The organism is Clostridium beijerinckii (assembly GCF_036699995.1).
GTDB lineage: Bacteria > Bacillota > Clostridia > Clostridiales > Clostridiaceae > Clostridium > Clostridium helianthi.
This window is the reverse complement of record NZ_CP144906.1, coordinates 3,290,318-3,316,833: the sequence shown is the minus strand read 5'-3', so window position 1 is coordinate 3,316,833 and position 26,516 is coordinate 3,290,318. Positions and strand designations below refer to the sequence as shown.

The 26,516-nt window shown below is 30.1% G+C and carries 28 protein-coding genes and 1 pseudogene; all 29 read left to right on the top strand.

Going from position 1 to position 26,516, the window contains the following annotated elements; genetic code table 11:
• Positions 1 to 16 precede the first annotated feature (16 nt).
• A complete protein-coding gene (locus tag PZA12_RS15290; RefSeq protein WP_078116249.1) occupies positions 17 to 277 on the top strand; it encodes a hypothetical protein in 261 nt (86 codons plus the stop codon).
• 199 nt (positions 278 to 476) lie between these two features.
• Positions 477 to 2,777: a carbamoyltransferase HypF gene (gene hypF, locus PZA12_RS15285; protein ID WP_103698181.1), complete on the top strand. Its 2,301-nt coding sequence runs from the start codon at positions 477 to 479 to the stop codon at positions 2,775 to 2,777.
• Positions 2,778 to 2,937: 160 nt separating this feature from the next.
• On the top strand, positions 2,938 to 3,165 hold the full coding sequence (locus PZA12_RS15280) for a HypC/HybG/HupF family hydrogenase formation chaperone (RefSeq protein ID WP_077837920.1): 228 nt from the start codon (positions 2,938 to 2,940) through the stop codon (positions 3,163 to 3,165).
• On the top strand, positions 3,162 to 4,241 hold the full coding sequence (hypD, locus tag PZA12_RS15275; RefSeq protein ID WP_103698182.1) for a hydrogenase formation protein HypD: 1,080 nt from the start codon (positions 3,162 to 3,164) through the stop codon (positions 4,239 to 4,241). Before PZA12_RS15280 ends, hypD begins: the two co-directional genes overlap by 4 nt.
• Positions 4,242 to 5,243, top strand: coding sequence for a hydrogenase expression/formation protein HypE (gene hypE, locus PZA12_RS15270; protein ID WP_103698183.1), 1,002 nt, complete (start codon positions 4,242 to 4,244; stop codon positions 5,241 to 5,243).
• Between the two features lie 166 nt (positions 5,244 to 5,409).
• Complete coding sequence (locus tag PZA12_RS15265) at positions 5,410 to 6,543, top strand: ROK family transcriptional regulator (protein WP_181005987.1); 1,134 nt, start codon at positions 5,410 to 5,412, stop codon at positions 6,541 to 6,543.
• A gap of 19 nt (positions 6,544 to 6,562) precedes the next feature.
• On the top strand, positions 6,563 to 7,345 hold the full coding sequence (gene lgt / locus PZA12_RS15260; protein ID WP_077837924.1) for a prolipoprotein diacylglyceryl transferase: 783 nt from the start codon (positions 6,563 to 6,565) through the stop codon (positions 7,343 to 7,345).
• A 561-nt stretch (positions 7,346 to 7,906) separates the two neighbouring features.
• Entirely contained in the window at positions 7,907 to 8,725 is an 819-nt protein-coding gene (locus PZA12_RS15255; protein WP_103698185.1) for a sulfite exporter TauE/SafE family protein, read from the top strand.
• A 121-nt stretch (positions 8,726 to 8,846) separates the two neighbouring features.
• Positions 8,847 to 9,713, top strand: coding sequence for a 4Fe-4S binding protein (locus PZA12_RS15250; RefSeq protein WP_173713854.1), 867 nt, complete (start codon positions 8,847 to 8,849; stop codon positions 9,711 to 9,713).
• 47 nt (positions 9,714 to 9,760) lie between these two features.
• Positions 9,761 to 10,165: pseudogene (locus PZA12_RS15245) on the top strand (rhodanese-like domain-containing protein); the annotation flags it as partial.
• A 40-nt stretch (positions 10,166 to 10,205) separates the two neighbouring features.
• On the top strand, positions 10,206 to 11,093 hold the full coding sequence (locus PZA12_RS15240; RefSeq protein WP_103698186.1) for a prenyltransferase: 888 nt from the start codon (positions 10,206 to 10,208) through the stop codon (positions 11,091 to 11,093).
• A gap of 287 nt (positions 11,094 to 11,380) precedes the next feature.
• A complete protein-coding gene (locus tag PZA12_RS15235; protein WP_103698187.1) occupies positions 11,381 to 11,737 on the top strand; it encodes an NADH-quinone oxidoreductase subunit A in 357 nt (118 codons plus the stop codon).
• Complete coding sequence (locus PZA12_RS15230) at positions 11,734 to 12,237, top strand: NADH-quinone oxidoreductase subunit B (protein ID WP_206490939.1); 504 nt, start codon at positions 11,734 to 11,736, stop codon at positions 12,235 to 12,237. The genes PZA12_RS15235 and PZA12_RS15230 overlap by 4 nt, the downstream gene beginning before the upstream one ends.
• A complete protein-coding gene (locus PZA12_RS15225; RefSeq protein ID WP_103698189.1) occupies positions 12,230 to 12,667 on the top strand; it encodes an NADH-quinone oxidoreductase subunit C in 438 nt (145 codons plus the stop codon). The genes PZA12_RS15230 and PZA12_RS15225 overlap by 8 nt, the downstream gene beginning before the upstream one ends.
• A gap of 18 nt (positions 12,668 to 12,685) precedes the next feature.
• Positions 12,686 to 13,798, top strand: a complete 1,113-nt coding sequence (locus tag PZA12_RS15220) for an NADH-quinone oxidoreductase subunit D (RefSeq protein ID WP_103698190.1) — start codon at positions 12,686 to 12,688, stop codon at positions 13,796 to 13,798.
• Positions 13,799 to 14,082: 284 nt separating this feature from the next.
• Positions 14,083 to 15,117 carry an NADH-quinone oxidoreductase subunit NuoH gene (nuoH, locus tag PZA12_RS15215; RefSeq protein WP_103698191.1) on the top strand — a complete coding sequence of 345 codons (1,035 nt, stop codon included), beginning with the start codon at positions 14,083 to 14,085 and terminating at the stop codon, positions 15,115 to 15,117.
• Positions 15,118 to 15,289: 172 nt separating this feature from the next.
• On the top strand, positions 15,290 to 15,679 hold the full coding sequence (locus PZA12_RS15210) for a NuoI/complex I 23 kDa subunit family protein (protein ID WP_103698192.1): 390 nt from the start codon (positions 15,290 to 15,292) through the stop codon (positions 15,677 to 15,679).
• Positions 15,676 to 16,167 (top strand): NADH-quinone oxidoreductase subunit J, encoded by a 492-nt coding sequence (locus PZA12_RS15205; protein WP_103698193.1) that lies wholly within the window; start codon positions 15,676 to 15,678, stop codon positions 16,165 to 16,167. The genes PZA12_RS15210 and PZA12_RS15205 overlap by 4 nt, the downstream gene beginning before the upstream one ends.
• Positions 16,168 to 16,476, top strand: a complete 309-nt coding sequence (nuoK, locus tag PZA12_RS15200) for an NADH-quinone oxidoreductase subunit NuoK (RefSeq protein ID WP_078116267.1) — start codon at positions 16,168 to 16,170, stop codon at positions 16,474 to 16,476.
• 8 nt (positions 16,477 to 16,484) lie between these two features.
• Positions 16,485 to 18,338 carry an NADH-quinone oxidoreductase subunit L gene (gene nuoL, locus PZA12_RS15195; protein WP_242984831.1) on the top strand — a complete coding sequence of 618 codons (1,854 nt, stop codon included), beginning with the start codon at positions 16,485 to 16,487 and terminating at the stop codon, positions 18,336 to 18,338.
• Positions 18,339 to 19,862, top strand: coding sequence for a complex I subunit 4 family protein (locus PZA12_RS15190; RefSeq protein ID WP_103698195.1), 1,524 nt, complete (start codon positions 18,339 to 18,341; stop codon positions 19,860 to 19,862).
• 2 nt (positions 19,863 to 19,864) lie between these two features.
• A complete protein-coding gene (locus PZA12_RS15185; RefSeq protein WP_181005988.1) occupies positions 19,865 to 21,283 on the top strand; it encodes an NADH-quinone oxidoreductase subunit N in 1,419 nt (472 codons plus the stop codon).
• Between the two features lie 371 nt (positions 21,284 to 21,654).
• Complete coding sequence (locus PZA12_RS15180; protein WP_017209181.1) at positions 21,655 to 22,338, top strand: response regulator transcription factor; 684 nt, start codon at positions 21,655 to 21,657, stop codon at positions 22,336 to 22,338.
• Positions 22,335 to 23,708, top strand: a complete 1,374-nt coding sequence (locus PZA12_RS15175; protein ID WP_078116272.1) for a sensor histidine kinase — start codon at positions 22,335 to 22,337, stop codon at positions 23,706 to 23,708. The genes PZA12_RS15180 and PZA12_RS15175 overlap by 4 nt, the downstream gene beginning before the upstream one ends.
• Before the next feature lie 292 nt (positions 23,709 to 24,000).
• Positions 24,001 to 24,504: a cupredoxin domain-containing protein gene (locus PZA12_RS15170; protein WP_078116273.1), complete on the top strand. Its 504-nt coding sequence runs from the start codon at positions 24,001 to 24,003 to the stop codon at positions 24,502 to 24,504.
• A 173-nt stretch (positions 24,505 to 24,677) separates the two neighbouring features.
• On the top strand, positions 24,678 to 24,908 hold the full coding sequence (locus PZA12_RS15165) for a heavy-metal-associated domain-containing protein (protein WP_103698197.1): 231 nt from the start codon (positions 24,678 to 24,680) through the stop codon (positions 24,906 to 24,908).
• A 30-nt stretch (positions 24,909 to 24,938) separates the two neighbouring features.
• A complete protein-coding gene (locus PZA12_RS15160; protein ID WP_078116275.1) occupies positions 24,939 to 25,223 on the top strand; it encodes a hypothetical protein in 285 nt (94 codons plus the stop codon).
• Positions 25,224 to 25,440: 217 nt separating this feature from the next.
• Positions 25,441 to 25,650, top strand: a complete 210-nt coding sequence (locus PZA12_RS15155) for a DUF378 domain-containing protein (RefSeq protein WP_061114846.1) — start codon at positions 25,441 to 25,443, stop codon at positions 25,648 to 25,650.
• A gap of 225 nt (positions 25,651 to 25,875) precedes the next feature.
• Positions 25,876 to 26,424, top strand: a complete 549-nt coding sequence (locus PZA12_RS15150) for a TVP38/TMEM64 family protein (RefSeq protein WP_103698198.1) — start codon at positions 25,876 to 25,878, stop codon at positions 26,422 to 26,424.
• The last annotated feature ends 92 nt before the right edge of the window (positions 26,425 to 26,516 follow it).

The following is a 26,516-nucleotide window of genomic DNA, read 5'->3' as shown; positions in this document are numbered from 1 at the left end:
AGGGGTAGTGAAAAATATGCATGATACTATTTTATTAAGTAAGATTTCAGAAGAATTAAAGAATATATGTGAAACTAATAATATTAATAAAGTTAAAACATTCACTGTTATTGTAAATCACAGAAGTCATGTTAATGAGGAGAATCTTTATGAACATCTTCAGAATTTTGATTCAAAGTTAGTTGGAAAATGGACAAAAATTAATGTACAGAGGGAAGATATACAGGATCAAACTGCAATTCTTAAAAGTATTCAAGGCGAACAAAATGAAAATTAGAAGTCTATATTGGAAACTCGATATTATCCCAATACATCGTTAGATATGATCAGGGTGAAAATTAGAACAAGTGGCTATCACTTTAGTAGTGCATTATACAATATATTGAGTTTGCCTTTTTGTATACAAAACAATATATAGAATGAAAATTACTTAGTGCGATAGCTCATAACATATAAATAGAGAAGGTCTTTAATATATGAGATATATAGTAAAAATTTACGGAATTGTTCAGGGGGTTGGATTCCGTCCCTTTGTATATGAAAAAGCAAAAGATTTTAAAATTCGTGGATCTGTTCAAAATATAGGTGGTGCCGTAGTAATTGACTGTTTAGGTGAGAGGGAAAATATAAAACAGTTTATTTTTAATGTTATAAAAAGACCTCCCAGTATTGCAAAAATAGAAAGAGTTGAGTGCACTTTAATTAAAAAAGATTTTAGTACTATTTCATGTTTAGATGAAAATAAATTCGTAATTAAAGAAAATATTTATAAAAAATTTGTTATTAAGGAGAGTACTAAACAAAAGAATGAAATGAGATTTATTTCACCTGATATAGCAGTTTGTGATGAATGTCTAGAAGATATCCGAAGTAAAGGAAATCTTCGTTATAAATATGCTTTCACAAATTGCACTCAGTGTGGACCTAGGTATTCAATTATAAAGGCTTTGCCATATGACAGACAGAATACTACTATGAAAGACTTCTCTATGTGCGATGAATGCAAAGAGGAATATGAGAATCCACTCAGTAGAAGATTTCATGCGCAGCCAAATTGTTGTGGAAATTGTGGACCGAAGTTCTTTTTAACAAATAATCGTGGAGATCAGATTAAGTGCGAAGATCCTATTAAAGAAACTGTTTCACTTATTGAAGAAGGAAAAATATTGGCGATTAAGGGGATTGGAGGCTTTCATCTAGTTTGTGATGGAAGAAATGAGCAAGCTATTAATTTGCTTAGAAGTAGAAAACAAAGGAAAGATAAACCATTAGCTTTGATGGCTAAAGATATTGGAGTTATCAAAGAGATTTGCTATGTATCAGATAAAGAAGAGGAAGTAATAAGCAGTAATAAGAGACCCATTGTAATTTTAAAGAAGAAATATCCTTTCATATTGCCAGAGGCTATATCACCAAAGCAAAATAGTCTAGGAGTAATGCTTCCGTATACACCCCTTCATTATCTATTATTTAATGAAAAGTTAGATCTTTTAGTTATGACTAGTGGAAATATAAGCAGTATGCCAATGGAACATAAAAATGAAGAAGCACTAAAACATTTAAATGCAGTGGCAGATTATTTTCTGATGAATGACAGGGAGATTTACGTTAAGGTTGATGATTCTGTTGTAAAAGTCATAGGTGAAGTAGAAAAGGTTGTTCGTGGTGCAAGAGGATATAGACCTTATTCATTAAAAACAGGAGTTAAAAATGAAATTATAGCGATTGGAGGGCAGCAGAAAAGTACTATTTGTGTTTCTAAAAATGGATACGCATATTTAAGTCAGTATTTAGGTGATTTAGGAGAATTTAATTGTTATAAGAATTTTAAATATGTGCTAAAACATTTTTGCAATTTATTTGATATTAATGAAGAAGTATTGGCATGCGATATGCATCCAGCATACTCAAGTACTAAATATGCAAATGAAAAGAAAATGAGAAAAATAGAAGTACAGCATCATCATGCCCATATGGTTAGCTGCATGGCTGAACATTCTATTTATGATTCTGTAATTGGAATTATATTTGATGGTACTGGATTTGGACTTGATGGATCAATATGGGGTGGCGAATTTTTGGTTGGAAATCGAAGAGTATTTAAAAGAGCAGGGCAATTGAAATATGTAAATCTCCAAGGAGGAGAACAAGCTATAAAAGAACCTTGGAGATGTGCTTTAAGTTATTTATATGCTTTGGGTTATGATCCAGAAAAAATAATTCAAGGAGTAGATAATGAAAAAATTAAAGTAGTTAAACAAGCTTTAGATTCAAAAATAAATTGTTTTTTATCTTCAAGTGTTGGAAGATTGTTTGATGCAGTAACAGCCTTATGTGGAATCAGAAATAGTATATCTTATGACGGACAGGCAGCAATAGAATTAGAAAATATTATTGATTATAAAATTAAAGAAAGTTATTCATGGGATATTAAAGAGGAAAATGGTATTTTTAATATTCAATATAAAAGCATTATTGAAGGAATCTTGAGAGATATTCAGAAAAAGGAATTGATTTCTAAGATATCGTCTAAATTTCACAACTCACTTATTAAAGCTTCATGTGATTTAGTTTGTAAGCTTAGAGAAAAGGAGCATATAGATAAAGTTGTTCTTAGTGGTGGTGTTTTTGAAAATAACTATCTTTTAAAAGGAATATATATAAATCTAATTAAGCAAGGATTTAAAGTGTTTTATAATGAACAAATTCCAACTAATGATGAAGGAATTTCTTTTGGTCAGCTTCATGTTGCAAATGCAATTCTTAAAAAGAAATGATGTATTCAAATTTGTCGTGTATATTTTTCATAAGACTAAGAAGCAAAGTGAACTCATATTGTATTTACTAAGCTAATCTACTGATGCTGTGTTATGAAAAATAGGTTGTCATATTGATTTACGATTTTTGTAAGTGTAAATAAAGAAGGAAGGTAAGTTTATGTGTCTTGCAATTCCAGCACAAGTTAGAAATATAGATAACTATAGTGCAATAATAGATATTATGGGGTTAGAGAGCAGAATTAATATTCAGCTTATTGAAGAACTAAAAGTGGGAGATTATGTTTTAGTTCATGCAGGCTGTGCTATTCAAAAGATTGACAAGGATTATTTTGAAGAATTACAAAGGATATTTCAATCAATACTTAATAGCGAGGAAAAAGTATGAATAAAGAAATCTTGATTAAAAATATTCTTAACGAAATTCAAAAGTCTCAAGTCAAAAAGTTTAATGTCATGGAAGTTTGTGGAACTCATACTCAGGCACTTTCAAAACTTGGAATTAGACAGTTGGTTAATTCTAATATAAATTTATTGTCAGGACCAGGATGTCCAGTTTGTGTTACTCCAGAAGGTTATATAGATGCAGCTATAGAATTACTTAAGAATTCAAATGTGATTTTAAGTACTTTTGGTGATATGATGAGAGTAAATGGAAGTAGAGAGAATTTAATTAAGCAAAGAGAAAAAGGAAAAGATATTAAAGTATTATATTCACCTTTAGATTCAATAGCACTTGCAGAAGAAAATAAAGATAAAGAAATAGTTTTTCTTGGAGTAGGCTTTGAAACTACTACTCCTATAATTGCTTTAGCTGTAAAGATAGCAAAGGAAAAAAATATAAGAAATATTTCATTTTTAATAGGAATGAAAAGAATGGAGCCAATACTCCATTACATACTTAAGCAGCCTAATCATAATATAAATGGATTAATGTGTCCAGGACATGTAGCAGCAGTAAAGGGAGCAGATTATTTTAAATTTATTGTAGAGGAATATAATATTCCAGCAGTAATTGCAGGTTTTGAAGCTTTAGATATTGCTACTGCTTTATATTTTTTAACGAAACAACAAAATAAAACTGAAAAAAGTTTTGAAAATTTGTATAAAACTTGTGTAAGCCAAGAAGGAAACAAAAGGGCAAATGAATTAATGAGTGAAGTATTCACATATTGCGAACATGAATGGAGAGGAATAGGAGTTATTAAAGATTCTGGATTTACTTTGAGGGAGAAATATAAAAAGTATGATGCTTCTGAAAGATTTGGAATAAATTTAAGTAAGACTTCTGAGAAAAACTATATTAGAACTTGTGCATGCAGTGAGATTTTATTGGGGAAGAAATTACCTAATAAATGTGAGCTTTTTGGAAAAGGTTGTACACCAGAGCATCCAATAGGACCTTGTATGGTATCTATGGAGGGATCTTGCTCTATTTTTTATAAGTATAGGGGAGTGGAATAAATGAATGAAATGATTAAGCTTATTCATGGTGATGGAGGAAAGCATACAAAAATATTAATTGAGCAGCTTTTTTACCAATATTTTAATAACAATATTCTTTTACAAGAGCAAGACTCAGCAACATTTACAGCAGTACAAGGAAAAATGGCTTTCACCACAGATTCTTTTGTGGTAAAGCCACTGTTTTTTTCTGGGGGAAACATAGGAAAGCTTGCAGTTTGTGGTACTATTAATGATTTAGCTGTATCTGGAGCAAAGCCATTTTATTTAAGTTCGAGTTTTATAATTGAAGAAGGATTTTCAATGCGAAGCCTTGAAGAAATTGTTAAGTCTATGGGGCAAACATGTTTAGAATGTGGAGCTAAGATAGTAACAGGAGATACAAAGGTAGTTGAAAAAGGAAGTGTAGATGGAATATTCATTAATACAAGTGGAATCGGATATATAATTAACGGATATGAAGTAAAACCTATTGAAGAAGGAGATAAAATTATAGTAACTGGGGAAATTGGTGAGCATGGAACAACAATTGCAGTAGAGAGATATAACTTAAAGGTCAAAGGAGACTATAAAAGTGATTGTGCACCACTATTTCCTTTTATAGAAGAACTTAAGGAACAGTTTCCTTCAATAAAAATAATGAGGGATCCAACTCGAGGCGGATTAGCCACTGTATTGCATGAATTTTCATCACTTTGCAAGCTTGGGATACACCTAATAGAAAAGGAAATTCCAATTAGTGAAAGTGTTAAGTCTATAAATAATCTTTTAGGATTAGATCCATTATATATGGCTTGTGAGGGAAGAATGGTACTAGTTGTTAAAGAAACCGAGTCCCAAAAAGTACTTGATATAATTCGCTCACTTGATCAAGGGAAAGGAGCGAGAATTATAGGTGAATTTGTTAAAGAGTCTAATCAGAATATATTTATAGAAAACGGATTTGGTGGAAAGAGATTATTATCGCCTTTAGAGGGAAGTATGCTGCCTAGAATATGCTAAGGGAAGGTGCGTAGAGAATTGAAATTGCCATTTATTTATCATCAAGGAATTAATAGTCAAATGAAATAAAGCGAGTTAAAATTACACATATATTTGAAGTAAATTAAAACTTATATCCATAATGGCTAAAAGATGATATACTAATATGAGAAAGGGAGCGAGTTTCTTGGAAGCATATAAAAGTTTTGAATCGTTAAATGATAGGTGCAGATATATCTTTCGCGTTATACAAGAAAATGGTCCTATCGCTAAAAATGAATTGGCAAACATAACTAAGATAAAATTAACTACATTAAATAGAGATCTTAAAATATTAATTGACGAAAAAATCATTGTGGAAAGTGACATTGGAGAATCTACAGGAGGAAGAAAGCCTAGTTTATATGATGTAAATCATAGTGAATTTTATATTATGGGAATTGATATTTCAAGAATTTACACTAGAATAGTCATAACAAATTTGAAATTAAAAATACTAGAAGAAAAATTATTAAGCCATGAATATGATATGAATACAATATCTGAAATTATACCTAATGTTATAAAAGAATGTTGTATGAAATTAAAAATACAAAAATCAGCAATTATTGGAATTGGAATAGGAATAGTTGGTGGATTTAATTCTGATCAATTAAAAGATGAACTAAAAAGAGAATTTGATACAATAATATGCATAGATAATGGTGCTAATGCAGCTGTTATAGGCGAATATAACTTTGGAATTGGGAAAGGTAAAAAGAATATAGCATATATTAACTGTGGTGTAGGAATAAGAACTGGGATCATATCATCTGGAGTTCTAATTCGAACTATTAACAATGTAGAAGATGCATTTGGACATATGGTTGTTGATGCTGATGGAGAGTTGTGTTCCTGTGGAAATTATGGATGTATAGAAAGTTATGTATCAATATCCAATATAACAAAAAAGTTTATAGATGAAATAAAAGAAAATAGAGTATCTTGGTTAAATAAAAATTTAAATGATATTAATTATACAGATGTTTGTAGCCTTGGAGAAAGAGAAAATGAAGTGGCCATGAGTATTATCAAAGATACGGCTTTATATTTTGGTATAGGACTTTCAAATTATATTAAGTTATTTAATCCAGAGCTTATAATTTTAAGTGGTCCATTAATACAACAATCAAAGTTGTTTTATGAAACTACAAAAGAAATAGCTCTTCAGAAGTGTCACATAAAAAATAATAATATTCAATTTATTAGGGGTGGATATTTTGAAGATAAATCTATAGCTGTAGGAGCTTGTGCTATGGTTATACAAAAAATACAAAATTAGAAGATAAGGAAGTGAAATTATGAATCCAGTGGCATTTTCAATTGGAGGATTTGATATTAGGTGGTATGGAATATTAATTGCAACGGGTATTATGCTTGGAATATTAATATCTCAATATAATTGTAAGTGGAGAGAAGTTGATTATGATAATTTGCTAAACATTGTATTATTATCTATTCCAATTGGTATAATAGGTGCAAGGCTATATTATGTAATATTTGAATTTGATAACTATAAAGATAATATTATTAATGCTTTTAATATAAGGAATGGTGGACTTGCAATACATGGTGGGCTAATTTTTGCATTAGGAACAGCATTAATTTATACAAGAATTAAAAAATTAAGCTTTATTAAGTTTGCAGATGTGGCAGCACCTTCAATTATTTTAGCTCAGGCTCTAGGAAGATGGGGGAATTTCTTTAATCAAGAGGCACATGGTGATGTAGTTAGTTATGAATTTATTAAGCATTTTCCTATGTTCATTCAAAAGGGGATGAATATAAATGGATTGTATTATAATCCTACTTTTTTATATGAATCTCTCTGGAATTTAACTATATTTATAATTCTGATGATTATGCTCAGAAAATGCAAAAAAAATGGAATAGTATTTTTTACATATATAGGATTGTATTCTATAGGTAGATTCATAATTGAAGGAATGAGAACAGATAGTTTAATGATAGGAAGTTTTAGAATGGCTCAGTTAATAAGTTTAACAGGAGTTATTGCCTGGATAATATTTATAGCTGCAAGTTATTATAATAGCAAATCTAAAGGGAATACTTATAAAGAGTAAATTTTATAATTTTATCTATAATAAAGGAGCTCAATTTAAGAGTTCCTTTTGTTAATAATATTTTAAAATAGCATTTGTTTAATAACTGAAATTTTGCAAATAACTTAATGAGGTTAGAACAATGTTAAGTAAAAGGTAAGCTGATATTTTAACGATATATCGGCTTATTTTTTTGCCCTAATATATTATTTTGTAGTGTGATAAAGTTACTGGTAATAGAAGAGCAATTTTATAAGATAAAAAAGAGCCAAACAAGTAAGGTTAGAAGTTTAGTTGGAAAGTGATTAGTTGCCTTTTAAACTAAGCCATCCGGATTGTATTCAATGTTGAAAGTGTGTTATTGAATGCCCTAAAAAAGCAATTGGATATAATAAAATTACTATAAAGTAAGGAACTAAGCACAAAATTGTGTTTTGAAATATAAAATTTAAAACTTATATCCAAAATGGTTAAAAGGTAGTGTATAATATAGGAGAGTTATATTAATATAATTAATAGTTTTTAAATTTTAGAAACTTGTTTAATTATAATGCATAATTGTTATGGAAGAAGGTTTTAAATTTGATACAATTTTTATGGTTAACTCCTTTAGGATTTTTAGTTGGAGCATTTGGAACTCTAATAGGTGCAGGAGGAGGATTTATACTGGTACCTATTTTATTATTGTTATATCCAGATAAGAGTCCAGATACAATAACTAGTATTTCTCTAGCAGTTGTATTTTTTAATGCATTATCTGGCTCTTTTGCTTATTCGAGGATGAAACGTATTGATTATAAATCAGGAATAATTTTTGCAATAGCAACACTGCCTGGATCAATATTAGGATCAGTAATAACATCATACGTACCAAGGCAGCTTTTTAATGGGATATTTGGTGTGTTACTGGTTATTATATCTATATTCTTGATATTAAGAACCAAGGAGGAGAAAGCAGAAAATAGATTAGTAGTTAAGAATGGCTATATTACAAGAACAGTGGTAGATATTGAAGGGGTAGAACATACATTTTCATATAATCCTGTAACTGGAATAGTTGTAAGTATTTTTGTCGGCTTTATGTCTAGTTTTTTAGGTATAGGAGGAGGAATAATACATGTTCCAGTACTTGTCAATATATTAAATTACCCCGTTCATATTGCAACTGCTACTTCGCATTTTGTTCTAGCAGTAATGTCATTATCAGGAACTATGGTTCATATAGTCAATGGAGTGCTTCAGTCAAGCTTTATCCAAACAGCTGCCTTATCTATAGGTGTATTATTTGGAGCGCAGTTAGGTGCGAAGCTTTCAAAAAAGATTCACGGAGTAGATATAATTAGAAGTCTTGCAGTTGCATTAGCTATTGTAGGGGTAAGAATATTCATTATGGCATTTTAGATCTCGAATCATTAAATATTTTAATGGTTATCATTAGGTATTTATATTTTATTTATTATCATATATCTATTATACTGAAACAAAATGAGAAAGAATTAGTAATTCATAGTTAGGGAGATGTATGATTATTATGGTTAATGAGAAGAGACAAAAAGAAATGAAGGCATTAGGTTTTTTATTACAAAATGATAGGGAACATTATGCAGTAAGGTTTTTAAGTAGAGCAGGAAATTTTACAGTTGAAGAATTAAACAACATAAATGGGATTGCTAAAAAATATGGACGAGGGTATTCAGGACTTACAACAAGACTTCAAATTGAAGTTCCTTGGATTAAAGATGAAGATGCAGAAAAAGTAATGGAAGAAGCAAAATCTTTGGGGCTACGTCATGGTGGAACAGGTCAGAAAATAAGGCCATTAGTTGCATGCAAAGGAACTGTATGTCTGCATGGTAACATTGATACTCAGGCAATTTGCAGAGAACTAGAGGAAAAATATTTTGCTACAGATACTCCTCATAAGTGCAAAATAGGAATAGTTGGTTGTGCAAATAATTGTGCAAAAGCTAATATAAATGATATTGGAATAATGGGAAAGACAATCCCAGAATTTAATTTGGACAACTGTGTTGGATGTGGAATTTGTGTTAAAGGCTGCAGGCAAAAAGCATTAGAGGTAGTAAATAGAAAAGTAGTATATCATGAAGAATTATGTGTAAGTTGCGGTGAATGTTCTAGACTATGTAGAACCAATGCAGTTGGTATTAAAGAAAAAGGTGCAGAAATTTTTGTTGGTGGAAGATTTGGACGAGGAATAAGAATAGGGGATTCTTTAGGAAAAATATTCGAAGAAAAAGATATAGTATTTGTAGTTGATAAGATTATGGAATGCTATAGAGAAATTGGAGTAAAGGGAGAAAGAATCTCGACAGTAATGGATAGAGTAGGAAAAGAAAAATTTATATCTGAAGTACTAAGCAGACAATAATACATTTTTTGACCAAATATTAAGAACTTTTGATTATTATAATGGTTGACTTTAAGCAGGTTAATATAGATCTAGTCAGAGGACTTGTTGAATGTAATGCTTATATAATAGATGTTAGAGAAAGAGGAGAATATGCTAATGGACATATTAAAAACGCAATTAATATTCCATTAAGTGAGCTTAGACAAAGGATAAATGATATGTCAAAAGACAAACCAGTATGTTTACATTGTAGAACTGGTCAAAAAAGTTATAATGCAACATTAGCACTACAAAACTTAGGTTTTAATAATGTTTATAATATTACAGGTAGCTTCTTAGCACTATCATTTTACGAATATTTTAACGACCAAACTAAGAATAGAGAAAGCATAGTTACTGAATATAATTTGTATTACTATGATCGATTTCTTCATAAAATCTTTATAAATATTTTGTATTATGAAATATAAAATAAAAAAGATTAAAGGTCTTGATGAGGAGAAGGGAAAGATGGGATTTAAAACAATAATAAAACTTATGGATATAAAAACTCTTGTTGCAGGATTAGTTCCTGTACTCTTAGGGTCAGTTTATTCAAGGTATGCTTTTGGAAAATTAAATGTCTTGTATATTATATTATTAGCAATTGCTATGATATTAATTCAAAGTGCTACTAATATGATTAATGACTACTTTGACTATAAACGTGGAGCAGACAATAATAAGAGTGAAGATGAAAAAGCTCTAGTTAGCGGTGAAACTACATCTACGCAAGTATTATTTATAATAGTCTTATACCAATTTATTGCTCTTATGATTGGTATTTTTTTAGCTAGTCAAACAAGCTATTACATTTTACTAGTTGCTGCAATAGGAGGTCTTATTTCAATTTTATATGCATTTGGTCCTTTACCTATTTCATATACGCCATTTGGAGAGATTATATCTGGAGTTACGATGGGAATTGGTATAACTACTACAGTGATTTATATTCAATCAGGTATATTTAATATAAATACAATTTTAGTTGCAGTCCCTACAGTATTATTTATTAGTACTATATTACTAACAAATAATTTAAGTGATATAGAAGAGGATAGGGAAGCTGGAAGAAAAACACTGCCTATTATGATAGGTAAAAAAAATTCAAATAAGCTTTGGGTTTTTAATGTAATAATGTTACTTGTACTAACAGTCTGTTTAGTGTTAATGAGCATTTATCCAATTGTCGTGTTATTACCTGTAATTTTAATATATCCCTATAAATCAATTAGGAGTTTTCTTTCATATGAAAAAAGTGCTCAAACAAAAGGTAGGAGTATGGGACTTATAGGACAGGTTGGTCTAAAATATCATTTGGCTGTAGTTATTGGATTAATAATTGCAATTATATTTTAATAAATCATCAGAAGTTTATGTTAAATAGGCTTCTGTTTTTTTTATTTAAACAGATTATTTTTAACGAATATTTCTTATAGATTTATATATTGTGATTTTTTTACGTGTTTTAAAAGAAAATATTAAAGCTTTCATATAGGTTTTCTACATAATAACTACATAAAAACTTGATAATATTTGAACAAGAAAAAAATGCTAATTACTTGATAGTTTTTAAAGAGTATACCTCGTCTGAGAGGATCAAAGAAATTATTTTACACTAAAGGTTAATTTGAAAGGAGATAAAAATGATACAGGATTATTTGATTATTGGAGTTTTTCTTATCGCTTCATTTATTTTTGGTATGGTTGTTTTATTAACAGCTTCCTTAGTAAGACCGAAGAAGCCAAATAAAGAAAAATTATCTACTTATGAGTGTGGTGTTGAAACAACTGGACCAACTTGGATTAGATTCAAGGTAAGTTACTTTATGTACGGTTTAGTATTTCTACTCTTTGATGTTGAAACAGTATTTTTATTACCATGGGCAGTAAAATTTAAATCATTAGGATTATTCGCACTTTTTGAGATGGTTATTTTTGTAGGAATTTTAATTATTGGCTTATGGTATGCGTGGAAAGAGGGGGCATTAGAGTGGAAATAAATTTTATACAAGATAAAAATATTCAAGAAAAAATAGAAAAAAATATTATTTTAACCAAATTAGATGATACTTTAAATTATTTCCGTGCACATTCTTTTTGGCCGTTAACATTTGGACTCGCATGCTGTGCTATTGAAATGATGGCAGCAGGAGGTGCTCGTTATGATATTGCACGTTTTGGATATGAAGTTTTCCGTGCTTCACCAAGACAAGCAGATTTGATGATTGTTGCAGGAACAATTACTGAAAAAATGGCACCTATAGTTAAAAAGATTTATGACCAAATGCCAGAACCTAAATGGGTAATTGCAATGGGAAGCTGTGCAACTAGTGGGGGACCATTTGTAGATTCCTATAATGTTGTTCCAGGTGCTGACACATTTTTACCAGTAGATGTTTATATTCCAGGATGTCCTCCACGGCCAGAAGCATTAATCCATGGGCTTTTAACTTTAAAAGAAAAAATTATTCATCAGAAAGAGGTGTGCAAAGGTGAGTAAAACTAGTAAAAATCTGATTTCAGGATTAAAAACAGGGTATAAGCAAGATATTGAAATTATAGAACACACTCAGATTGTTATCCATATAGAATTAGATATTTTTATGGATGTTATAAAAAAGGTAAAAGATTATGGATTTAATTTTTTAGTTGATTTAACAGCGATTGAAGAAGAAAGACTAAGCTGTGTTTATCATTTTATGTCGTTAACAACCAATGAACTAATTAGAATTAAGGTAAAACTTGATGAGAAACTTGAAGTTCCTTCATTAACTAAATATTGGCTTGCAGCAAATGTTCAGGAAAGAGAAGCTTATGATTTATTCGGAATCAATTTTATTGGTCATCCAGATTTAAAAAGGATATTATGCCAAGATGATTTTGTAGGACATCCGCTTAGAAAAGATTTTAAGGTTGAAAAGCGAAGGTAGGAAGGAGGAAGTTTTATAATGGAACATAACAGAGATTTGCATACTGAAGAAATGACTTTAAATTTTGGACCGCAGCATCCTAGTACTCATGGTGTATATAGAGCAATTTTTACTTTAGATGGTGAGCACATTGTCAATGTAGAAAATGTTATAGGCTATTTGCACAGAGGTATAGAAAAGTTAGCTGAATCCAGAACTTATAATCAATTTATACCTTATACTGATAGATTAGATTATTTATCTGGAATGTTAAATGAGTTAGGTTACGTTCAAACAGTAGAGAAGCTTGCTGGGATTGAAGTTCCAGAAAGAGCAGAATACATTCGTATAATAATGGCTGAATTGCAGAGAATAGCAAGTCATCAAGTTTTTTTAGGAAGTATGGCTCTTGATCTAAATGGACATACACCTTGGATGTACTTTTTTAGAGATAGAGAAAAAGTTTTAGATTTATTAGAGATGGTTTGTGGTTCTAGAATGACTACAAATTATATGCGTATCGGTGGAGTAAGCTACGATGTACCTGAAGAGCTCATCGCAAGTTTAGAAAATTTTCTTAATGACATGGATAAGAGTTTTGTTGAATATGAACGTATCATTACTGGTAATGAAATATTTCAAGCAAGAACTAAAGGTGTTGGAATAATTAGTGGAGAAAAAGCTTTAGCTTACGGTTTAACAGGTCCAAACCTTAGGGCTTCGGGAATTGATTTAGATTTAAGGCGTGATTCACCATATGGTATTTATGAGCGTTTTAACTTTAAAGTAATTGTCGGAAAAGATGGCGATTGCTACGAAAGATGGATAATGCGTATTGGAGAAATGGAAGAGAGTATAAAAATAATTAAGCAAGCACTAGAACAAATTGAAGAAGGTCCGGTTTTAGCTAAAGTTCCAAGGCTGATAAAACCGCCCAAAGGAGATATTTATCATCAAATAGAAGGTTCTAAAGGTACACTCGGATATTACTTAGTAAGTGATGGATCAGATAAACCGTATAGAATTCACATACATGGCCCATCTTTTGTTAATATAGGTGCCTTTCCTGAAATGGCGAGTGGAAGCACTATTCAGGATGCTGTTGCAATACTCGCATCACTCGATCCTATATTAGGCGAAATTGATAGGTAGTTCAGGCGCATTCAAAAAATAACAAGTCCATTTGCCAGAAAAGTTCTTATATGCAGCATAGCTGCTTTTTTCTAAGGTGCCCATTTTCCATCATGGGAAGCTCGATTCGCATACGCTCACTGAGTAAGCGATTCACACCAAATCATAGATTTGGGTTCACTGCTCACGTCGGCAAATTGACCTAATAGGGCCACTATAAGGGCAATTTGTCTCCTTGCCTGATGAAAAATAATCATGGCAACTTTGAACTTGTTATTTATTTTCATGTGCCTTAGGAGGTAGAAATGGAGAATATATTTTTAAATATATCTAATTGGATTAAAAGTTTAACTTTGGCATTGGGAATACCAAATGCCTTTGTAAGTATTATTATGAGCTTAGTTTATTTTATTGGGATTGTAGCTTTTGTTTTATTAAATGCTATGTTTTTGATTTATTTAGAAAGAAAATTTTGTGGTTATCTTCAGCAGCGTCCAGGGCCTAATAGATTTGGGCCACAAGGAATATTTCAAAGTGTAGCTGACGTTGTTAAGCTTCTCGGTAAAGAAGATATTATTCCAGAAAAGACAGATAAATTAGTTTTCGTAATGGCATCATTGTTAGTTATGGTTCCTGCTTTATTAATATATGCTGTGTTACCTTTTGGAAAAAATATGGTCGCTGTAAATTTAAATTTAGGATTGCTTTATTTCTTAGCTATATCTGGAGTTTCTTCAATACCTGTATTAATGGCAGGATGGGGATCTAATAATAAGTATTCCCTTTTAGGTGGGATGAGAGTAGTTGCTCAAATGATAAGTTATGAAATACCTATGATTTTTTCTCTTCTCGGAGTAGTTATGATAAGTGGTTCTTTAAAGTTAACAGAAATTATTACAGCTCAAAATAAAGTGTGGTTCATTTTTTTACAGCCTGTTGCATTTATTATTTATCTTATTGCCGCGACTGCAGAGTTAAATAGAGCTCCTTTTGACTTAGCTGAAGGAGAGCAGGAAATAGTAGCTGGTCCATTCACAGAATATAGCGGAATGAGATATGCACTTTTTTATCTTGCTGAGTATACAAATATGTTTGCTGTTTCAGCACTTACAGCTACTTTATTCTTAGGAGGAGCTAGTGGTCCGTTATTACCTTCTTGGATTTGGTTTATCCTAAAAACTTACGTAATAGTGTTACTGCTTATGTTAGTTCGTTGGACTTTTCCTAGGTTTAGGTTAGATCATATGATGTCTTTAAACTGGAAATATCTTATTCCTATTTCTCTAATAAACATTTTACTAACTGGAATAGGCATTAAAATATTTCAGTTAGGTATATGAAAGAAAACAATAAGTCCATGATGCGATGTATATTTTCAGTCAGACAAGGAAGTATTTTTATCTCATAGTGGGCCTATTAGGTAAAAATGCTGACGTAGTATGACTAGAAATAGACTAGCATGATGACTTATTATTTCTTGAATATGCCACAATTAGTTAAGAGGTGAATTTAATGTTTGGTAAAGGATTATTAAATGGTCTTAGAGTAACACTTGGACATTTATTTGAAAAAAATATTACTCAGCAGTATCCAGAAGAACATCCAAAGCTTCCATTACGTTCTCGTTGTTCTTTTAAACTGGATTCAGAAAAATGTATTTCATGTAGCATTTGTGCTTTGAGCTGCCCAAATAGAGTTATCAATGTAGAGAGTTATAAAGATGAAAATAATAAAAAGCATTTAACCAAATATGATATGCAATTAGAATATTGCCTTTTTTGTGGACTCTGCGTTGAAAGCTGTCCAAGTAAGGCTCTGCAGGTTACTTCAGATTTTGAATTAAGTGCGTATAGTAGGGCTGAAACAAAGTTAACCCTATTTAATAAGGAGGAATTGCTATGATATCAGCTTTTGTTTTTTGGCCTATAGCATTTTTAATTATAGCTTTTGCTATAGGTGTCGTTCATTCAAAAAATATTATCCATAGTGCTTTATCAATGATTTTAACATTCATAGGTATAGCAGTGGTTTTCATCTTGCTTCGAGCTGATTTTTTAGCATTAGCACAGATTTTAATTTATGCTGGAGCTATTTCAATCTTAATTGTGTTTGCAATAATGCTTTCTCGCAAAAGTGATATGAAAAATAGTAATCCATTTAATAAATTAAGATGGACAGGTTTAGTATTTTGTTTAGGATTCTTTGGGATTATTACACGTTTAATTTTACGTAGTAACTTTACGTATAAGAATTTAAATATAGAAAATACCATTGGTGCTATTGCAGATGGATTCTTTGGAAATTATATAATTCCATTTGAAGTTTCTGCATTACTATTATTAGTAGCTTTGGTAGGCGCTATTATTTTAGCAAAAGGAGTGAAGAATTAAATGGTTGGTTTAGAAGGTTATCTAATACTCGCATCTGCTTTATTTTGCATCGGTCTTTACGGAGCTATTACAAAAAGAAACGTTATTAGTGTATTAATGTCTGTGGAACTTATGATGAATGCAGTCAATATTAATTTAGTAGCTTTTAATAAATTTTTAGCACCAGAAAAGGTGACAGGACACATTTTTGCAATATTTGTTATTGTTGTTGCAGCAGCTGAAATTGCTGTAGGTCTAGCTATTATCTTAAATATTTATCGCAGTCATACTACATCTAATGTAGAAGATTTCAATATTTTAAAATGGTAGGTGTTATGATGAGATTTATAGATTTAGCGTGGATGATTCCCATATTTTCTGCAATTGCATTTTTAATTATTGGGTTTATTACAAAAAAATCTAAAGGAATTAGTTCAGCAATTGCAATAGGTGGGATGGTTCTCTCTTTTATATTTTCTTTAGGTGTTTTTTATGAGGTTATTACTTCGAAAGTTAGCATAAATAAACCTGTTGAATATGCTGTTTCGTGGCTATCAGCTCCAATTAAGATTGAAGTAGGAGTATTAATTGATCCACTTACAGCAACTATGCTTATAATCGTGACTTTTATAGGTTTATTGGTTGAAATATATTCCTTGGGTTACATGAAAGGAGAAAAAGGTTTTTCAAGATTTTTTGCGAATTTATCTCTATTTACTAGCTCAATGTTAGGACTCGTAATTTCTAATAACTATTTTCAAATGTTCTTTTTCTGGGAACTCGTAGGGTTATGTTCTTATCTTCTAATTGGTTTTTACTATGACAGGCCTTCAGCTGTAAAGGCTAATAAAAAGGCGTTTGTCGCAAACAGAGTTGGAGATTTCGGATTTTTAGTTGGAATGCTTTGCCTTTTCATGGCTTTTGGAACTTTTAACTTTAGAGAACTAGCTGCGAGTATTCCAGCATATCAAGATGTTGTTTATTTAACTATAATAGCATTATTAATTTTTGCAGGACCAGTAGCAAAGTCAGCTCAATTTCCACTTCATGTTTGGCTTCCAGATGCCATGGAAGGGCCAACACCAGTAAGTGCATTGATTCATGCAGCTACTATGGTTGCAGCTGGAGTATATCTTTTAGCGCGTGGTTATATATTATTTTCTTCTTTAAATGAAGTAAGTTTAGTAATTGCGTACATTGGTGGAATAACTGCATTCATGGCAGGTACAATTGCAATAGTTCAAAGAGATTTAAAAAGAATATTGGCTTTTTCAACTATGAGTCAATTGGGATATATGGTTATGGCAATGGGAGTAGGCGGATTTACTTCTGGAATGTTTCATCTTACAAGCCATGCATTTTTTAAGGCATTATTATTTTTAGGTGCAGGTAGTATTATTCATGCTATTGGTGTACAAGACATTTTTAAAATGGGTGGTTTAATTAAAAAGATGAAAATCACCAGTATTACTTTTATTATTGCATCTTTATCATTAGCTGGGGTTCCACCTCTATCAGGTTTCTTTAGTAAGGATGAAATTCTAACTGTAACTTACGAACATGGTTATATATTTTTATATTATTTAGGTTTGATCACAGCATTCTTAACAGCATTTTATATGGCGCGTTTAGTTTTTATAGTTTTCTTTGGAGAAGAAAGAGAAAAACATTCTGTCCATAAAATTCCTTGGTGTATGACTGTACCATTAATCATATTATCAGTTTTTTCAGTAATTTATGGTTTTATAAATGAAACATTTGCTTCATATATATACTTTCAAACATCTCAAATTCCTGAAGAAAATTTAATGGTTATGGGTGAATCAGTAGCAGCAGCATCTGGAGGAATACTACTTGGATGGCTTATCTATGGTAAAAAAGTAATATCAAGTGAAGCTCTAAGTGTGAAGTTTAGATCAATTCATCAATTTCTTTTTAATCAATATTATATAAATGAACTTTATCAATGGATATATGAAAAAGTAGTTTTAAATATTTCTTATCTTTTCAATTGGTGCGATCGTAACGTAGTAGATGGAATTTTTGATAACACGACTTCTTTCATAATCAGAATAGGAGATAAGCTTAGACTTATTCATTCGGGCAGAGTGCAAAATTATGCTCTAATCTTTTTCATAGCAATTGCTTTGATAATTCTTTGGCTCGCAGCACCGATTTTAGGAGGGATGTAGATGCAATTTCCGATATTAACATCAATATTATTAGCACCCATTTTGGGTATAATCATAATACTTTTGCTTCCAGAAAGTAGGGAAAAGGAAATAAAAGTTACAGCAGCAATTGTCACGTTTATTTCATTGTTGCTTTCGATTATAGCTTTTGTTACTTACAATAAGGAAATGGGAGAACTTCAATTTCAAGAAACCTATTCTTGGATACCTGCCTTTGGAATTAATTATTCTGTTGGTGCGGATGGTTTAAGCATACCTTTAATATTGCTTACTGCTATCGTTATTTTTGCAGGTGTTTTTTCATCATGGAAAATGGAAAAAAGAATAAAGGAATTTTTCATTTTCCTGCTTTTACTAGTTGCAGGTGTTTTTGGGGTATTCATTTCAAGAGATTTATTTTTATTCTACGTATTTTTTGAAATAGCTGTTATTCCAATGTATATCTTAATTGGAGTTTGGGGAAGTACAAGAAAAAATTATGCTGCAATGAAACTTACTTTATATTTATTAGTAGGAAGTGCATTTATTCTAATTGGAATTATTGCGACCTTTGTATATGCTAATAATTTAGGAATAAGAAGTTTTGACATACAAACCCTAAGTACTATTGAATATAGCGCCAGCTTTCAAAAATTTACTTTTTTCCTAATGTTAATAGGTTTTGGTATATTAGTTCCTATGTGGCCTTTTCATACATGGTCTCCAGATGGACACGTAGCTGCGCCAACAGCTGTAAGTATGCTTCATGCAGGTGTTTTAATGAAACTAGGTGGTTATGGAATTATCCGCGCGGGGGTGTTTTTATTTCCAGAAGGTGCAAAATACTGGGTTCCTTTAATTGCAGCGCTATCAATAGCTAATGTAGTATATGGTGCTATGGTTGCTATGGCTCAAAAGGATTTGAAATTTGTAATTGGTTATTCTAGTGTAAGCCATATGGGGTACGTACTACTCGGAATTGCTTCATTAAACTTTGAAGGAATAGATGGAGCAGTAGCTCAGATGTTTGCCCATGGTATTATGACAGCATTATTCTTTACGCTAATAGGAAATATTTATCATCAGGCTCATACAAGAGAAATAGCTAAGTTTGGTGGTTTAATACATCAAATGCCAAGAGTAGCCATTGGTTTTATAATTGCTGGTTTTGCATCTTTGGGACTTCCAGGGCTAAACAATTTTGTTGCTGAATTTCTAATATTTTTAGGATCTCATGATGAACCAAGAACATTATTTTCAGTAATACCTTTTAAAGCAATCTCAATAATGGCTATTCTAGGAATTGTTATTACTGCGGCTTATATATTAAAGGTAATTCAAAGCACTTTTCTTGGTCCAAGAAAAGAAGAATGGGATCATTTAGAGGATGCAAAAGGAGTGGAAATGATACCTATAGTGATGCTCGCAGGTGTATTAATATTTTTTGGTTTATTCCCTTCACCACTAATTGACCTTATTCATAGTGGAGCAATGTCACTTATGGGTAAGATATCAGACATAGGAATGATAATGGGAGGATTTTAATTATGAGTTATATAGTTGAACTTTTAACTGCAGTTTTATGTCTTGTACTTTTGATAGCAAGTTTATTACTGCAAAGGTATAAAGAAAAGCTTAGTTTATTTACAGGAATATGTCTATTTATAATTTTAATAGTATCATTATTTAGTGGGGCACTATTGAATGGAAGTCAGTCACAATCTCTTTTTGGTGGAGCTTATATTAATGATCCTTTTAGTACTTTTTTTAAACAGCTTTTCTTGATAGCTGCAGTATTAACAGTGCTAATTTCTAGAGATCATCTGGTTTCAAAACAAGGAGAGTTCTATGCATTAATTGTGTCTGCGCTACTTGGAATGATGATTATGGTATCATCGGGAGAGCTCATTGCAATATATATAGGGCTAGAATTAATGACTATATCCTTTTGCGTTTTAATTGCTTATAAAGGTGATGATAAATCAAAAGAAGCAAGTTTAAAATACCTTATCTTAAGTGCAATGTCTTCAGCAATTTTCTTGTATGGATTAAGTTTAATATATGGGATTACTCAAACAACGGCTATTAAAGAAATTGCAGAAGCACTGGTCACAGGACAGATAGCACCATTAGAAATACTAGGCATGATATTTTTAATTGCAGGTTTTGCTTTTAAAATAGCCATTGTTCCTTTTCATATGTGGGCTCCAGACATTTATGAAGGAGCACTTACTTCGATTACAGTATTTTTAGCGGTAGCATCTAAAACAGCAGGTTTAGCAGTTTTATTAAGATTATTTATGACTGGTATGCCCTCTGTGTCAAGCTACTGGATCGAATTAATTGTTGTTTTAGCTGTTATAACTTTAGTACTTGGAAATCTAGTTGCTATTCCTCAAACTAATATTAAAAGGTTGCTTGCTTACTCAAGCATTTCCCAAGCAGGTTATTTCTTGCTAGGGATTATTGCTAACTCAAACCTTGGTGTAGCATCAATTTTACTTTATAGTTTGTTTTATCTGTTTGCAAACATGGGAGCCTTTGGAGTTGTAATTGCTGTCTCAAAGGCAACAGGAAGCGATGAAATTAAAGATTATGCTTATTTAGCTAAGAGATCACCTTTCTTAGCAGCTGTTATGCTTATATCGTTACTTTCTTTAGCAGGAATTCCACCTTTAGCAGGATTTATAGGTAAGTTTTATTTATTTTTATCTATAATAGAAAAGGGACAGATATGGTTAGCATTTTTAAGTATTGGTATGAGCGTTATATCAGTATATTACTATCTTAAAGTTGTTAAGGTTATGTATTTTGGAGAAAGTCCTACTAAACTTGAATCAATTCCGGTATCCATAAGTACAAAATTAGCACTAACTATATCTATGACAGTACTTGTTATTCTTGGAATTTATCCTAGCCAAGTAGCAAATGTAGTTTTGTCAGTATCTAAAGCATTTTTATCCTAATATAAGAATTACTAAAAATTCTATTTTGTAATAATCATTATCTTCATAATTTCTACATAATTTTAATATATAATAAGAATCATTTTCAAGTGATAGATAGCAGGAAGGATGAGGAAAATGGTTGCCACAATATTAATAATTGCAGTTGTTGCTTTTATAGTTTTTAGAGTATTCAAAGGCGGTGGAGGATGCTGCCATTAAGGATGTACTTCAAAATGATTTTCAATCATTTTGAAGTACTTTCTTTTATTAAGTGTAACAGAATTTGAAATTTAAAATAATAAGAGAACTTATTGGAGGAATAATTTTTAGTTAAATTATTAAATATATGATAAAGTAATATTAAAATTAACTATATGGGGGGAAATGTTATGAACAACATTTTAATAATTGAAGATGAAAAAAGCGTATCAGACGTTGTAAAAGCATATTTGGAAAGAGAAGGATATGGGGTGTATTCCACTGAAAATGGATTAGATGGAATTGAAGTTTTTAGAAAGGAAAGAATTGATCTTGTAATTTTAGATTTAATGCTTCCAGATATTGATGGTGAAGAAGTTTGTAAGATATTAAGAAAAATATCAGATGTATATATTTTTATGCTAACTGCTAAAAGTACATTAAGCGATAAAATTGAAGGCTTAAATATTGGAGCAGATGAATACCTAACAAAACCATTAAGTCCAAGAGAACTTACTGCGCGTGTAAATGCATTGTTTAGAAGAGTAAGAACAAGAAAAGAAAATGTACTTTCTTTTAATGATAACAAATTAATAATTGATTTTGATAAGAGATTAGTTAAATTGAATGGAGAAGAAATAAGTTTAACTCCAAATGAATTTGATATATTATATATTTTAGCTTCAAATCAAGGAAAAGTATTTACACGAGAAGCAATAATAGAGAGAGCTTTTGGGATCGAATTTGATGGCTCAGATAGAAGTATAGATGTTCATATCAAAAATTTACGTAAGAAAATTGAGGAAGATACCAAGTCTCCTCAATATATAGTTACTGTTACAAAAATTGGTTATAAATTTGGTGATGAAGTATGAAGCAAAGTATTAGGGGAAGATTGAGTTTTATTATAATATTTTGCGCAGTAGCTACTGTATTATTATCAGCTTTAATTGTAAATAAAACTATAACTGATACATTTAATAGGTATATGGAAAATATACAAACTCAAAGAAATACAAGGTTAGTAGAATACTTTCAACAAGTTTATAAAAGTGATGGTGGATGGAATAGTACTTCAGGGGAAGAAATGATGCATGAAGCGTATATGAGTAATTACTGTTTAAGTCTTTTAGATGATAATAGAAAAGTTGTATGGGAAATGAATCATGAAGATATAAGAGAAAAAAATCATATCACAGTTAATGGTATGCAGGAAACGGGAGTTTATACCGCTAATACTTTTGATATAAATGTAAATAATAAAACGGTAGGATATATCATTGTAGGTCAATATTCTCCTGTATTACTTTCTCAGGAAGATATCAATTTCAAGACACAAATTAATAAGAGTATTGTATTTAGTGGAATATTAACATTATTAGTGGTAGCATTGATAAGTCTTATTATATCAAAGCAATTTTCTGAACCAATAAAAGAAGTTTCAAAAACTTCTGTAAGTTTATCAAAAGGAAATTATAATTCTAGATCAAATATAAAAAGTAATATTGAAGAAATTCGGAATTTAACAGAGAGCATAAATGATTTAGGTGAGAAATTAAATAGTCAGGATTTATTAAGAAAGCGTCTTATTTCAGATATATCACATGAAATTAGAACTCCACTAAATGTGTTACAAAATAATTTAGAGGCAATGATAGATGGAATTATACCTGTAACTACTGATAAACTTAATAGCTTAAATGATGAAGTAATAAGATTTGGCAAGCTTTTAAATAATTTGAATTCACTAAAACAAATAGAGTCAGATGAAATAGTGCTTAAATTAGGAAGGGTTAATATAGAGGAGCTTATTTCAAATGTAATTAGTGATTTTAATATTGCTGCTGATGAAAAAAATATAAAGTTAATTATTAATAAAGAAGAAGGTGAAAATTTTATTGTAGTAGGCGATTACGATAAATTGAAACAAGTATTTATAAATCTTATATCTAATGCAATTAAATTTAACAATATAAATGGAACTGTATGGGTCAATATTAGTAGCGATATAAACTCAGTTATCACTAAAATTAAGGATAATGGAATTGGAATTAAAAAAGAAGATTTACCTTATGTTTTTGAAAGAATGTATCGTGGAGATAAAAGCAGACATAAAATTGAGGGGAGCGGAATAGGTCTTACACTTGTAAAGAAGATATTAACTTTACATTCTGGAACAATAGATGTAGAAAGTAAGGAAAATAAGGAAACTGTATTTACAGTATGCATAAACAAAAGTAATTAATAGATAAATTTTTATCACAAACTACACAAAAAAAGGAGGTATCTATAACCACTTTAGAAAGTGATTTTAAGATACCTTTTTTGTTTTTAGAGAATCATTTTGTTGATTTTTTATTTCCTTAGAATATAGATAATTTATTATGTTTTAATAATAGCATATAACCACCAATATAATTTGACAGAAATTTCATATATCATTCTTATAGAATCTTCATAACTTTTTATTATACTTTACTATATAATAAGTGACTTTTTTCTGAAATAAAATATTTATAATTATAGGGGTGACAAGCATGAATATTATAAGAAAAGTTAATAAATCAATATATAAATGTTTAAATAACAGAAAATATGTAAGATTATTTGCTATAGGTGCAGTTATTCTATTACTTAGTACTTTTGTATCAAGTTTTTATATGAGTGAAAAACTAAAACATAACTTATCAGTAAATAAAGCTAATGCCTCTTACTTAAATATAGCTAAGGCATCTATTGAAAATGGGGTTCAGGTGGTAAGAATAACAGTAGATAATAATGGTTATACGCCTGATGTTATTTATGTTCAAAAAGATATTCCTGTTAAGTTGATATTTGAAGGAAATCAACTTAATTCGTGTAATAATGGAATAGTAGTACCATATTTCAATATAGATAAAGATTTCAAATCAGGAGAAAATATAATAGAATTTATCCCCAAAGATGAAGATATAGAGTTTAGTTGCTGGATGGGAATGATAAAAGGAATAATTAAAGTTACAGATAGCATTGAGTCCATAAATGAGCCCGAAAAAATTTAATAGAAATTCAGGTTTTATTGTGAAAGTTATGTAATATAATTTAAGCACTAATTATATAGAGGATTACATTTATCCTGATAATTAGAATTTTAATTAATGTTTAAAATTTATTTTTATCTACACAATATCTTCATAACATTTATTTATAATGTATTTACAGGGAGGCGATAGTGATGAAAAGCTATAGTTTAAGTTTTAAACAAGAAAATATGCTTTGTCATAGGTGTCTAATGAATGTTGTAAAAACATTAAGCTCCCTTCAAGGTTTATTAGGAGTTGATGTTAGTTTAGAATCAAAGAAAATTAAAGTAATCTATAGAGATAAAGAGGTATCAAGAGATGATATTAAAGAAATAGTAAATAGATCAATTTTAAGTGGTAAGGTAATTAAGCTTGAATATTAATTCTAATGAGAATATGAGGGGGAATTTATTATGAATTGTCATGGAAATAATAAAAATGGAGAAAATAAAAAACACAATCCAATAAAGCATATCTTAATGATGGTGCTTTGTTGTGGATTACCGTTTATAATTGTAGCAGCACTTCCTCTTTTAAATGTCGGAACAGGATTTAAAGCAGCTATAGGTGGGATAGCACCTTTCATATGTCCAATAATGATGGTACTTATGATGGGAATGATGTTTAAAGGCAAACATGGAAGCTGTTGCAGTGAGAAGAAAGAAGTTAATGAAAATCAAAACAAAATAGAGCAATAGGCTAATGAAAAAGAAGTTAACTAGTATCGTATGTTACTATTAACTTCTTTTTTTAGTTAGACAAAGAAATAAAAAATGAACAGTTATTAGTTTGTTTTTTTGTATAATAAAAGGTGATTTACAAATAATAGATTAGATATTTAAAATATCTAAATATTATTTGTAATTTAAATTTAACATAATATAAAATATATTTAATAAAAGGGAGTTAAAGAAAATGAGAACAATAACATGGGTATTGGTTGTTGCAGCCGCTATAAGATTGGGAATAATAGGTTTTTTGGGTGATGATTTCATAGGGCTTGCCTTTGGTTCTGCACCTGTAACAATGTCTTGGGTAGATAGAGTAGTTTGCGGCATTGTTGGTATAGCAGGGATATATGCAATTTATTTATTATTCAAAGGAACTAATAGTGAAGTAGCCTAGAAGGATAAGAAAAGTTATACAATCATTTTAAATATGTTTAAGCAAAAGTACCATAGATATGTAAAAGGCTCAAGAGCCGTAAAAGCTAAAATTTGAGTCTTATTTTATTTGAATTGATTATAAGAATGTTGTAGAATAGCAGATAGTAATCAAGATAGTACGTGATAAAGATATAGTATTGGGAAATTAAAATTTTAAATTAGAATATTAATAAAGGAGAAATCCATGTTTAATATAAATGATGTAATAGAGATCTTTAGAAATAATAGCTCTATTGCGATACCTATAAGTCTAATAATAAGTATAGGCATTTCCCTTGTTGGTATATTGCCGTCAGTATTTATAACAGGAGCGAACATAGTTTTCTTTGGTCCTATTAATGGTTTTTTCATATCTCTGTTAGGTGAAACAATAGGGGCATATATTACATTTATTATATATAGATTAGGTTTTAAAAGAAAGATTGAAAAATTCACAGATAGAAATAGGTTAATTTCTAGAATAGTTAAAAGTGATGGAAGAGAGGCGGGGCTACTAATATTTCAAGGAAGAATAATTCCATTTATACCATCAGGAATTATAACACTTGCAGCATCAATAAGTAATGTTGATAGTACAATATTCACTGTTGCAACATTGATTGGAAAGGTTCCATCTATAGCTTTAGAGACACTTGTTAGCTATGACATAATTAATATTTATGACAATTGGATAAGGCTAGTCATAACAGTTATTGGCCTAATATTTATAAAGATTACAATTACAAAAAAATGATTAAGTAAAAAAATGAATTAGAATAATCTCAGATTAGAGACTTCTAATTCATTTTTTATTAAAGCCGGTTATTTATCTAGAGTTTTCATATA